Raw genomic sequence first — 11414 nt, 5'->3', positions numbered from 1 at the left:
GGTATTGCCGGCCGCTGCCTTTCCTTTGATTTGCTGATTATCTCTGGTGGCAGCAACTCGAGGTTTTTTCATTTTCATACCGATCATGGTGCCGCACCCACTCCATGATCTCGTCCTCATTCCTGCCCTTGGGCGTGAGGTCGAGATAGTTGTACGCCCCTACCAACATATCCAGCCCACGGGCATAGGTTGAATAGGTATGGAAAATCTCCCCGGATTCATCACGATAAAACACACTCAGCCCGGGCATTTCTTCCTCGGCACTGTCAGTCTTTTCGTAGTTGTACGTAGCCTTTCCTGTAGCAACATCTTCAGCGCGGGCGCAAACACCAAAGTCGTAGTTGAAATCGGAACCGTCTGACGAGATCCAGTCGAATTTCCAGCCCATGCGCTGCTTGAAGGCCTGGAACTGTTCAAACGGGGCGTGGGAGACCGCGACCATGGCGATGTCGTGGTGGGCCAGGTGCAGATTGGCGCCGTCGATGTGGTCGGACAGGAACGAGCAGCCCTGACAGCCTTCCTCCCAGTCCTTGGCGAACATGAAATGGTAAACGATCAACTGGCTGTGCTTGCCGAACAGGTCGGCCAGTTTCAGTTCGCCGTTTGGGCCTTGAAATTGATAGTCCTTGTCGACTTTGACCCAGGGCAACGCGCGGCGCTGGGCGCTGAGGCGGTCGCGTTCCTTGGTGAAGGCCTTTTCGTCGGCCAGATGTTGTTTGCGCGCAGCGAGCCATTCTTCTCGCGATACGACCGGATGATTCTCGACGTTCATGATGATTTCTCCTGCGGGGTTGAAACCGTCTTTGTCAGACTAGTCGTTTAACCCTCGATCAATTCGACAGACCGCCGGTCGGTCGCTGCGGAAAATGCCGCTGAACGGCTGCGATGCGTCCGGGTCACAACCTATGACAGCGCCCCAAATCACGCGCACCGGAGGTTGAATCAGGATGACGACTTATAACTGGGATTTGATTGAACGCCTGCTGCATGAAGTGCAGAACAGCGCAGGCGAAAGTTTCGCGCCGCGAAAATATGCCGAGGACTATGCGGCGCAGAAAGCCAGTGCAGGCGAGCCGATCGAGAATCTGGATCACCTGAAAACGGTGGCTTGCGAATATGAAGGCTTGTTGCTCGATCGTGGATTTATCGAACCGCGCCCGGATCATATGGGCAGTACCGGCAGCAATTTCATTCTGACGCCACGCGGATCAAGCCTGCTGAGCCTGATCGACAGCAGCATTCCCGGCAATGATCATCCGCGGCAGGTGTTGGACGAGCAGGAAGATGCGCTGGATGAAGCGACGTTTGATGAGGTGGCTTCCAAAGCGCAGATTGCCTGAAAGCCTTTTGTGGGAGCGGGCTTGCTCGCGAATGCGGCGTGTCATTCACCCTTTACGTGTCTGATACACCGCATTCGCGAGCAAGCCCGCTCCCACTTTGTTTTTTGCATAGCCTTAAGGTTTTTGTGCGGCCTTGAGGCATTTGAGGTCATTGAAATCTTTACGCACCCCTTCGATTTTCTTCAGCAACCGCTGACGCTGCTGCGGCGTACTTTCGGCCATCAAATCCACCGCCAGCGAGCGCGCTTGTGCTTCGGTGTTGGCGTAGGCCTTCTGGTAATCCGCTGTCCATAAACGCTCGCGGTTGACCAGAAGTGTCTCGATCCGTTGTGGGAATCCCGGACTTTTACGCTGGGCAACGGCGTTACTGAACTGCTGCTGCCAATGTGCGCGGTTGGCGATCCATTGAGTGTTCTGATCGCCCAGAGCGGTCGACCAGGCCATCACCCGTTGTTCCTGAGTGGCGCTCAACGGGCCAAGCCAATCGGTCAGGCGCTTGTCCATACGCGCGCCGCGCTCGGCGATCTGCTGCGCCGGTGGTGGTTTGACGTATTCCTTTTCCCGTTTGCGCAGATCCTTGGCAAACGCATCGTTCATCTCGGCGACTTGCCTGTCGTCCAGCCCTTGCAGCAGCTCGATGGCCGACGGTGTGATCTGCCGTGCAGTTTCGGCAATGGCTTTTTTCGCTTCCTCGGTTCGTGCTTGCAGCGCAGCGTCGGTCACCTGATTGCTTTCGACCATTGCCTGCAAGCGATCCAGCCAGTCGAGGTAGCCCGGCAGCTGCGTGGTGCAGTGCCAGTTCAGGTGTTCCTTGAGCCGTTCGTTGAACCAGTCCTTCTGCTCGCCGTTCATGTCCAGGTAGTCGCCAAGCGTCCATGGAATGATCACGTCGAGATTGCGATAGGCCAGGCCGACACGGCTGCAAGCGCCGAGGGCGAGGGTGAAGATCAGCAGGGTGGCGAGGTGTTTGAACCAGCGAGACATGAGCGAATCCTTGCGAGAGCCTGACGTCTGATTCTCATGTGAACGCAGGAAGCTCCCGGCAGTTCAGCCGATCAATAGAATGCGCGCTCGGCCTTGAGCGTCACCAGCCCGTCACACTGACTGTTGTGCCCCGAGTACGCCGAGCATTCGCTGCCGCTGAGGTTGGAATTGCTGTAGATCAGATCGAGATCGACGCCCATGAACGGCCGGGAAAATTTCACCGACCAGTCGGTAAAACTGCTGACATAACCACCGTCCACCGACACCGGCGTGTTCAGTTGGTGGGTGGTGTATTTCATGCTGATCCCGATGCCGAACGGCTGATTGCCGCCGAGGTCGGCGAACAGCGTGTTGTTCTGTTTGTCCGGGTCATTGCTCACGGCGACGCCGAAGCGGCTGCCGAGCAGGGTCAGGCCGCCGAACAGCTCCTGGCTGTCGAGGGTGTCTACTTTGGGATAGCTGTAGTGGATCATCCCGACTTCGTAGCCGAGGGTTTGATCGAAAGGTTGTTTGAAACCGACGTAGGAGTCGATTTCCAGATTCTTGCCCGGGGTCAGGCCCATGCTCGGTGCATACTGGCCGACATACAGGCCGCTGTCGTGGCTCAGATCGAGGCCGCCGTGGAACGAGCCGACTGCCGCCGGTTTGACCAGCCCTTGGGCCATGCTGCGGCTGGGCGTGGTGCCGAGTTTGAGGTCGAAGTCGCCGAGCTCGCGCTGGAAAATTTGCGCGTGCGCCGATGAGCAGGCCATAAGGCCCACAAACAATAAACAGAAAGTTGATTTGAGCATGCGTCACTCCATGAACAGCGAGGGCAGGGCTTGGCCTGCTGAAACGCTTGATCCAGACGCGTGCAAGGATACCGGCGAATGCTCGGCAATGATGGCCGTTCGTCGATTTTCAAAGATTTGGTTAAACAGAAGGAGGGTGTAACGCGGGTGCCAGTCCAGACGCTTCGAAGCTCAAAGCGTCTCAGGACGGGTGTATTACCGGGTGTTACTTCTTGCCCAGGCTGATCTGCTTGGACGGACCGAACGTCTGGCCGCTGACGCCTTTGGCAATTTGCTGGATTTCGCCGCCGGACTTGAGGAACGCTGCGATCTGATCGTTGATCGATTCGCTGGTTTCAACGGCTGGAGCTGGCTTTGCTTTGCTGGTGGATGCTTTTACACGCATGGCGGCCATTAACCTGTAGAAAAGTAACTCGGCCAGGCATCGTACAGGAATAACTTGACAATTGCTTGATAAATATCCCCGGGAATAACTGAGCGCGTGGGTGGATTATTCTCGATTAATTATCCGAAATATCCCCCTAAGCCACTGTTTTAAATAACAACATTTATTCTTCATTGGCGCAAATGTCCGCCGTGAAACGGCACAGCAGGCTTCGCGCTGGCCTGACGAATGGCAAGCCGCCTGCGCAAACCAAGGAAAATCAAGGCTTCCGCAGATTTTCTGCGGCAGGCTGCTTGCCCAGCGAACGAGACCGGCAAAACCGGGTAGAATGCCGCCCACGCAATGAGGGTTTTGGAAAATGGCTTTAGTCGGGCGTTACAACAGTTTGCAAGTGGTTAAACACACTAACTTCGGTTTATATCTGGACGGCGGTGCCGACGGCGAAATTCTTTTGCCCAACCGTTATATCCCTAAAGATATTCCTAGCGAAGATGAAGACTGGCTCAACGTTTTTATTTATCTGGACAGCGATGACAAACTTATCGCTACCACTGAAAAACCAAAAGTTCAGGTCGGCGAATTTGCCAGCCTGAAAGTTGTTGAAATCAACAGCATCGGCGTGTTCCTCGATTGGGGCTTGCCCAAAGATCTGTTGCTGCCGTATTCCGAAGAAAAGCGGCAGATGACCGCTGGTGAGTACTGCGTGGTGCACGTCTACCTCGACAAACACACGCGCCGCATCACCGCCACCGCACGTCTGGATCGCTATCTCGACAAGACCCCGGCCAACTACAGCGCCGGTCAGGAAGTTGATCTGCTGGTGGCTGAAGCCACCGACATGGGCTTCAAGGCGATCATCAACAACAAGCACTGGGGCTTGATCCACAAGAATGAAATCTTCAAGTTCATGCGGTCCGGCATGCGCGAGAAGGGTTACATCAAGGAAGTGCGCGCCGACGGCAAGATCAGCCTCAGCCTGCAACCGGTGGGTCAGGAAGCGGCCAGCAGCCTGAGCTCGAAGATCCTCGCCAAGTTGCGTGAAAACAATGGCACGCTGGCCGTCAGCGACAAGAGCGATCCGGCGTTGATCAGCAGTCTGTTCGGTGTCAGCAAGGGCAACTTCAAGAAGGCCATCGGTTCGCTGTACAAGGAAGGCAAGATCGTCATTCATGCCGATCGCATTGAACTAACCTGAGCCTTGCGGGGCCCATGTTGCATGGGGTCACTTGAGGTCGGGTAAATGAAAAAGCCGTTGCTTGCTTATATCGCCACTCTGCTGGCGTTTCTGTTGCTCGACGGTATCTGGCTCGGCGTGCTGATGGCGCCAACCTACCGCGAACTGCTCGGTTCGTTGATGCTCGAAAAACCGCTGCTGGTTCCGGCAGCGGTTTTTTATTGCCTGTATGTTTTTGGCTGCGTGGTGTTTGTGGTCTTGCCGGCACAGAGCTGGCAACGTGCGGCAAAGATGGGCGCGCTGCTGGGGCTGGTGGCGTATGGCACGTATGACCTGACGAATTGGGCGACATTGCGCGGGTGGTCGGTGCAGGTGAGTTTGCTGGATTGGGCGTGGGGGACGTTTGCTACGGCTGTGGCGTGTACGGTCGGCTTTTTGGCGGCAAAGCGATTTGTGAAGTCAGCCCCGTAATCTTTGTTGTCTGGGGCGACGCCTTCGCGAGCAAGCCCGCTCCCACAGGGGGAATGCGATCATCCTGTGGGAGCGGGCTTGCTCGCGAATGGCGGCGCAGCCGACAACCATTCACCCCTGACGCCACTGAAGCACAAAATGTCTTTTCCAGACGGCTTTTTCTGTCCGACTGATTGATAATCCCGACACAGATTTTTGACCATTGGACGGCTGCCATGTTGTGTGTGTTTGAGGTGTTGCGGTGAGTGTCGAGCGGCGCAATGCCGATGGGTTTGCCTTGCAGGTGATGATCGGCCTCTGCCTGATCTGGGGCGTGCAGCAAGTGATGATCAAGTGGGCCGCGCCCGACATCGCGCCGGTGATGCAGGCGGCCGGGCGTTCGGGGATTTCCGCGTTGCTGGTGGGTTTGCTGCTGTGCTGGAAGGGCGGTTGGGATCAGGTGGGCAACACCTGGCGTGGAGGGCTGCTGGCCGGTGCGCTGTTCGGTCTGGAGTTCTTCTTCATCGCCGAAGGTCTGCAACTGACCACCGCCGCGCACATGTCGGTGTTCCTCTACACCGCACCGATTTTCACCGCACTCGGCGTGCATTTCCTGCTGGCGAGTGAACGCCTGCGACCTTTGCAATGGCTGGGGATTCTGCTCGCGTTCGTCGGTATCGCCATTGCCTTCGCCGGCGGCGTGTCGTGGGACAACCTCGACCGGCGCATGCTGCTGGGCGATGCGTTCGGGGTCATTGCCGGTGCCTGCTGGGGCGCGACCACTGTGGTGGTGCGCGCTTCGCGGCTATCGGAAGCGCCGGTGACGTTGACTCTGTTCTATCAACTGATCGTCGGCTTCGTCGGCCTGCTGTTGATCGCGCTGTTCAGCGGCCAGATCAGCCACGTCAGCCTGACCACCGTGGCGGTGGCCAGCGTACTGTTCCAGGGCCTGGTGGTGTCGTTCTTCAGTTACCTGACCTGGTTCTGGCTGCTGCGCCGCTATCTGGCGGCTAACCTTGCGGTGTTTTCGTTCATGACGCCGTTGTTCGGCGTCACGTTCGGCGTGGTGCTGCTTGGTGAAGAGTTGAGCGTGAACTTCGTCATCGGCGCGGTGCTGGTGTTGCTTGGCATCACCTTTGTCAGCGCTGAGCAGTGGGTGCGTCGGTGTTTGCGCAAAGCCCTCGGCCAGCGCTGACCGATTGCAGCGCCAGCCCGCCGGCAATCAGCAGACCGCTGCCGGCAATGATCAGCGCCGGTTGCAGACCACCGCTGAAATGGCTGCTGAGCGCCGCCAGCAACGGCCCGCTGAGCTGGCCGACGGCGAAGCATGCGGTCAGCAGTCCGGCGTTGCGCTGAGTTGTGTGCGGCGCCAGTTCTCGCGAACGTTGCATCACCAGTTGCATGCAGGCCAGGAACGGCATGCCGCACAACACCACCCCCAGCGCCAGGCCATAACCACTGCCCAACAGACAGGCGAAGACCCCGAGCGCCTGCAACCACAGGGTGGCGGTCAGCCAGTGCCGTGTGGTGTTCGGATCATGGCAACGCAGGCTCACCAACAGCACGCCAATCGCCGCACCAAGACCGAAGCACGGCCAGAACAGGTCGGCCTGCCATTGCCCGTGAAACTGCGCGTTGGCCATTTGCGAGAGAAACGTGGCCGGGATGATGTAACCCACGCCATATAACGCATACACCGCTGCCAGTCGCGGGATGCCGCGATTCGAATGATTGACGTTGAGGGTGGCGACCGGCGTGTGCAGGCCCGGTTGCGGCAGGATCCGCACGATCCCCAGCAACATCACCAGCGCCACGGCGGCATAGATCAGCCACAAGGTGGCAGAGGTCTGATTCAGCAGATGTGAGAACAGTGCCAGCAGCCCGGTCAGAAAAATTCCCAGTCCGGGACCGGCAAATACCAGCGCACCCAGCCGTGGCCGACCTGCCGCCGCTGCCAGTGGTTGACTCAGTGCGGTGATCATCACCAGCACCCAGGCACTCGCCACCCCGGTGCCAAAGCGCAGCAACAGGTGCGCCCAGAAACCGTTGGCCCAGAACGAGCCCAGTGTCAGCAGCACACACAGCCACAAGCCACCGTGCAACCGGCGCTGCACTTGCTGCGGACGATGGGCGAACATCGCGTCCACTGCGCCCAACAGGTAGCCGAGGTAATTGGCCGCAGCAATCAGACCGGCGGCGGTCAGGTCGACCTGGCCTTCGCTGAGCAGGTGCGGCATTTGTGGGGTGAGGGCGAAACGCCCGATGCCCATGGCCATCATCAGGGCGACGAAACAGGCGGATAAGCGAATCAGTGGCGACATGGTCGGGATTCCTTTGAAGGAGCAATGACCGTCAGGCTAGAAGCGATTGACTTTCTTTAAAATTGAATAATAGTGAGCAACTTGTTCTGTTATGGAGAATGGTGGTGGAGTTCAGCCAATTGCGGATCTTCCAGGCGGTGGCCGAGGAGGGTTCGATCACCCGCGCCGCCGAGCGTTTGCACCGGGTGCCGTCCAATCTGTCGACCCGGCTCAAACAGCTGGAGGAGCAATTGGGCGTCGAACTTTTCGTTCGTGAGCGTCAGCGTTTGCAGTTGTCGCCTGCGGGAAAAGTCCTGCTGGACTACACCGGCAAGTTGTTCGCCCTGCGCGATCAGGCCAGTGCAGCGGTGATGGGCGGGCAGCCGGCCGGGGATTTTGTCCTCGGCACGCTGTACAGCACGGCGGCGATCCATTTGCCGGCGCTGTTGGCGCGCTATCACAAGCAATACCCGGCGGTGAATCTGCAAGTGCAGTCCGGACCCAGCGGCGAATTGCTCGAAGGTCTGGTCTCCGGGCGTCTCGATGCGGCGCTGGTGGACGGCCCGCCACAACTGGCGGGGATCGACGGCGTGCCGCTGTGTGAGGAGCGTCTGGTGCTGATCAGCGAGGCCGACCACCCGCCGATCCGCAGCGCCAAGGACGTCGAGGGCAGGGCAGTGTTCACCTTCCGCCACGGTTGCGCCTACCGCGCGCGGCTGGAGGCGTGGTTCGTTCACTATCAGGCGGCGATGGGGCGGGCGATGGAGATCGAGTCCTATCAGGGCATGCTTGCCTGCGTGATTGCCGGCAGCGGTGTGGCATTGATGTCGGAGTCGATGCTGGCCAGTCTGCCGGGGCGCGAAAGCGTTGCAGTGCACCCGTTGGCCGAGCCGTTTGCCAGTGCGACAACGTGGCTCATGTGGCGCAAGGGCATGGTCGGGGCCAACCTCAATGCCTGGATTGAACAGCAGCAAGCGCTCTATCCCGTGGCATCGAGTGAATCCCGGCAGACGGCGTGAACCAACCAATCGTAATTCTGTTCAATTCAGTAACAGATCATTGCGGATTTGGCCGAGCATTGCGTAGGACTTCGGACTATTATCAGTGCGAAGCGGCCTCAGAATTCCGGCCGCTCAGCACTACCCTGAAGGGGGCATGACGATGAAAGAGAAAATTCAGAACTGGCTGCACGATTTGGGTGTTGCCCTCGGCTTGATCGAACCGCCTCTGCAACCTGTTCCGATCCGCACCGATGACGAACAGCGCCGGCGTCAGCCTCGCCGGCGGTAGTGCCTGATTAAAGATCAAAAGATCGCAGCCTTCGGCAGCTCCTACAGAGAAAAGTGTAGGAGCTGCCGCAGGCTGCGATCTTTTGCTTTCAGTGTCGCCCGATCTCCAGCAGAAACCGGCTCAAGTCCTTCGCAGTCTTCGCGGTCTTGAGCATGTGATCCTCTTCGGCTGTAAACGCCGTCAGTCCGAACTCATCTTCCAGATGAAATATCAGATCTTCGATATCTGCCTTCTCCAGCCCTAATTGCACCAGGCTGGTGTCGTCGTTGAATTCGCGGGAGTCCAGCAGGCGCTGAATGTATCGGTGCACGGCAGCACGCACGGCAGCTCTTCTCATGGCAGACAGTTTCGTTGTTGTGTTGACTGATTACAGCAGGCCTCAAGCGTGTCGACGCAACCATTCGTCAATCATCGAACGCAAATGCCCGCCGGAAAAACTGCCGAAATGCCCGCCATGCACGGTGCGGATCGGCAGCGCCTGCAAACGTCGCAGACTGGCCGCGTAATCCTGCAGATTGGAGTGGTAGGCGTCTTCGATCAGCGGCCCGTCGTAGATGATGTCGCCGCTGAACAACGTTTCGGTCGCCGCTTCATACAGGCTGATCCCGCCCGGCGAATGCCCCGGCGTGTGCAGCACCTGCAAGGTGCGATTGCCCAGATCCAGCACGTCGCCATCCTCGACAAACCCAGTGGCCGGCGCTGCCTTGACCCGGTATTCGGCGTAGCACAGCGGGCAGTCCGGGTGCGCGTCGAACATGTCTTCGCCGACGAAGGCCCGGCTTAGGTCGTTCTCTCCGTCTGGCGCGGCGAGGATGTCGGCCTCGGCACGATGCACCAGACGCTCGGCGAATTCGTGATGCCCGGCGATGTGGTCGAAGTGGCAATGACTGGCCGCCGCCACCAATGGCCGCTCGGTAATCCACGGTAACTGCTCGCGCAGGCTGACCAGCCCCGAGCCGCTGTCGAGCAACAAGTCTGTGTCGCGCCCCTGCACGTGCCACAAATTGCAGCGGTAGAACGGGCGGATATACGGCTCATGGATCAGCCGAATGCCATCGCTCAAGTGCTGAACTTCGAACCACTGATCGCGCGAAACGATCTTCATGAGCCATTTTCTCCAGACGTAAAAAAACGGGTGTGGCAACCGACGCCACACCCGTCGAAGAAAGCATCAAGTCGTTACATCAAAGCTTAGATCGCACTCGCCACCGTCGCCGGGCGAGGGGAGACCAGGCTGACCACCACAAAGCTGATCAGACCCACAGCCAGGCTGTAGTAGATCGGCGTGTTCGCATCCAGACCATCCTTGAACATGAACAGCAGCGCGGTAGCAAAGCCCAGGCCCATGCTGGCGATGGCGCCGGCGGTGGTCGCGCGTTTCCAGAAGATCGCACCGATCAGCGGGATCAGCATGCCGCCCACCAGCAGGTTGTAGGCCAGGGTCAGGGCGCTGATCACGTCATTCACCACCAGCGCGATGCCCAGTACCACAACACCAGTCAGCAAGGTGAACAGGCGGTTGATTGCCAGGCTCGACTGTTTGCCGCCGCGCAGTTTCGGCAGCAGGTCTTCAGTCAGCGTGGTGGCCGCTGCCAGCAGGCCGGCGCTGGCGGTGGACATCATCGCCGCCAGTGCTGCAGCGATCACCAGACCACGGATGCCGTCCGGCAGCGACAGTTTGACGATGGCGGCGAAGGCGTTGTTGACGTTGTCCAGATCCGGGATCAGTACGTGCGCGGCCATGCCGATCAGCGCGCAGGCCAGGCCGTAGAGGATGCAGTAGATACCGGCGATGCTGCCGGCGTACTGGGCGACTTTGGCGGTCTTGACGGTGAACACCCGTTGCCAGATGTCCTGACCGATCAGGATGCCGAAGAAGTAGATCATGAAGTAGGTGATGATCGTGTCCCAGCCGATGGTGGTGAAGTTGAACGCCGCTGCCGGCAGCTTCAGCACCAGTTCGTCCCAGCCGCCGACGCGGTACAGGCAGATCGGCAACAGGATGAACATCAGGCCCACGGTCTTGATGATGAACTGGACGATGTCGGTCAGGGTCAGCGACCACATGCCGCCGATGGCCGAGTAGATCACCACCACGCCACCGCCGAGCAATACCGAGATCCAGAACGGCAGGCCGAACAGCACTTGCAGCACGGTGCCGATGGCGAGGATCGAGGTCACGCCGATCATCAGCGCGTAGGCCAGCATGATCGCCGCGCTCGCCGAGCGGGCCATCGGGTTATAGCGTTTTTCCAGCACCTGGGTAACGGTGTAGATCTTCAGTTTCAGCAGCGGTTTGGCGAGGAACAGGTTCAGCGCGACGATGCCGCAACCCAGCGCCGCACACAGCCAGAAACCGGAGATGCCATGCACGTAACCCAGGCGTACGGTGCCGACGGTGGACGCGCCACCCAGTACGGTCGCGGCCATGGTGCCCATGTACAGGCTTGGGCCGAGGTTACGACCAGCCACGAGAAAGTCCTCGTTGGTCTTGGCCTTGCGCATGCCGAAGTAGCCGAGCAAGAGCATGCCGGCGGCGTAGATGAGGACGACGAATAAATCCAAAGCCATGATGGCGTGTCTCCGATTGTCTTTTTTATGGTGAAACAAATTTGGTTCGGGGTGCTGCTCACTGTGGGAGCGAGCCTGCTCGCGAAGGCGTCGGCACATTCAACAAAGAAGTGACTGAAAGATCGCTTT

Annotated in this window: 14 protein-coding genes; 6 read left to right on the top strand and 8 right to left on the bottom strand. The window is 58.8% G+C overall.

Features of this window, described 5'->3' with window-relative positions; all coding sequences use genetic code 11:
- Positions 1–37: 37 nt before the first annotated feature.
- Positions 38–772 (bottom strand): DUF899 domain-containing protein, encoded by a 735-nt coding sequence (locus AC3WMV_RS25640; RefSeq protein WP_103369201.1) that lies wholly within the window; start codon positions 770–772, stop codon positions 38–40.
- Positions 773–947: 175 nt separating this feature from the next.
- Between AC3WMV_RS25640 and AC3WMV_RS25635 the strand changes: the two genes are divergently transcribed.
- On the top strand, positions 948–1340 hold the full coding sequence (locus AC3WMV_RS25635; protein ID WP_096797478.1) for a transcriptional regulator: 393 nt from the start codon (positions 948–950) through the stop codon (positions 1338–1340).
- A gap of 114 nt (positions 1341–1454) precedes the next feature.
- On the opposite strand, the gene AC3WMV_RS25630 is transcribed toward AC3WMV_RS25635, so the two are convergent.
- The 3 genes from AC3WMV_RS25630 to AC3WMV_RS25620 all read right to left on the bottom strand — a co-directional run bounded on the left by AC3WMV_RS25630 (position 1455) and on the right by AC3WMV_RS25620 (position 3509).
- The gene (locus tag AC3WMV_RS25630) at positions 1455–2324 is read right to left on the bottom strand and encodes a DUF6279 family lipoprotein (RefSeq protein WP_103369202.1); all 870 of its coding nucleotides are present in this window, start codon (positions 2322–2324) and stop codon (positions 1455–1457) included.
- A 71-nt stretch (positions 2325–2395) separates the two neighbouring features.
- Entirely contained in the window at positions 2396–3115 is a 720-nt protein-coding gene (locus AC3WMV_RS25625) for a TorF family putative porin (protein ID WP_096797476.1), read from the bottom strand.
- 205 nt (positions 3116–3320) lie between these two features.
- The gene (locus tag AC3WMV_RS25620; RefSeq protein WP_016985943.1) at positions 3321–3509 is read right to left on the bottom strand and encodes a PFL_1563 family small protein; all 189 of its coding nucleotides are present in this window, start codon (positions 3507–3509) and stop codon (positions 3321–3323) included.
- Between the two features lie 349 nt (positions 3510–3858).
- On the opposite strand from AC3WMV_RS25620, the gene AC3WMV_RS25615 reads away from it, so the two are divergent.
- From AC3WMV_RS25615 to AC3WMV_RS25605, 3 genes are all read left to right on the top strand, one after another.
- The gene (locus AC3WMV_RS25615) at positions 3859–4695 is read left to right on the top strand and encodes a CvfB family protein (protein ID WP_103369203.1); all 837 of its coding nucleotides are present in this window, start codon (positions 3859–3861) and stop codon (positions 4693–4695) included.
- 45 nt (positions 4696–4740) lie between these two features.
- Positions 4741–5145, top strand: coding sequence for a DUF2177 family protein (locus AC3WMV_RS25610; RefSeq protein ID WP_103369204.1), 405 nt, complete (start codon positions 4741–4743; stop codon positions 5143–5145).
- A gap of 241 nt (positions 5146–5386) precedes the next feature.
- Positions 5387–6319: a DMT family transporter gene (locus tag AC3WMV_RS25605; protein WP_103369205.1), complete on the top strand. Its 933-nt coding sequence runs from the start codon at positions 5387–5389 to the stop codon at positions 6317–6319.
- Here AC3WMV_RS25605 and AC3WMV_RS25600 read toward each other — a convergent pair.
- Positions 6264–7445 carry an MFS transporter gene (locus tag AC3WMV_RS25600; RefSeq protein ID WP_103369206.1) on the bottom strand — a complete coding sequence of 394 codons (1182 nt, stop codon included), beginning with the start codon at positions 7443–7445 and terminating at the stop codon, positions 6264–6266. The two genes, AC3WMV_RS25605 and AC3WMV_RS25600, sit on opposite strands and share 56 nt — an antisense overlap.
- Positions 7446–7549: 104 nt before the next feature.
- Between AC3WMV_RS25600 and ptrR the strand changes: the two genes are divergently transcribed.
- Both ptrR and AC3WMV_RS25590 read left to right on the top strand, forming a co-directional pair.
- Positions 7550–8443 (top strand): putrescine utilization regulator PtrR, encoded by an 894-nt coding sequence (gene ptrR / locus AC3WMV_RS25595; protein WP_103369214.1) that lies wholly within the window; start codon positions 7550–7552, stop codon positions 8441–8443.
- A 142-nt stretch (positions 8444–8585) separates the two neighbouring features.
- Positions 8586–8714: a PA1414 family protein gene (locus AC3WMV_RS25590; RefSeq protein ID WP_003184145.1), complete on the top strand. Its 129-nt coding sequence runs from the start codon at positions 8586–8588 to the stop codon at positions 8712–8714.
- An 88-nt stretch (positions 8715–8802) separates the two neighbouring features.
- On the opposite strand, the gene AC3WMV_RS25585 is transcribed toward AC3WMV_RS25590, so the two are convergent.
- The 3 genes from AC3WMV_RS25585 to AC3WMV_RS25575 form a co-directional block, all read right to left on the bottom strand.
- The gene (locus tag AC3WMV_RS25585; RefSeq protein ID WP_097090492.1) at positions 8803–9051 is read right to left on the bottom strand and encodes a phosphopantetheine-containing protein; all 249 of its coding nucleotides are present in this window, start codon (positions 9049–9051) and stop codon (positions 8803–8805) included.
- 42 nt (positions 9052–9093) lie between these two features.
- The gene (locus tag AC3WMV_RS25580) at positions 9094–9819 is read right to left on the bottom strand and encodes an MBL fold metallo-hydrolase (RefSeq protein ID WP_103369207.1); all 726 of its coding nucleotides are present in this window, start codon (positions 9817–9819) and stop codon (positions 9094–9096) included.
- Positions 9820–9905: 86 nt separating this feature from the next.
- A complete protein-coding gene (locus AC3WMV_RS25575; protein WP_103369208.1) occupies positions 9906–11285 on the bottom strand; it encodes a sodium:solute symporter family protein in 1380 nt (459 codons plus the stop codon).
- Between the last annotated feature and the right edge of the window lie 129 nt (positions 11286–11414).

Source organism: Pseudomonas sp. FW305-3-2-15-E-TSA4 (assembly GCF_058787295.1).
This window is presented reverse-complemented; position numbering and strand designations above follow the sequence as displayed.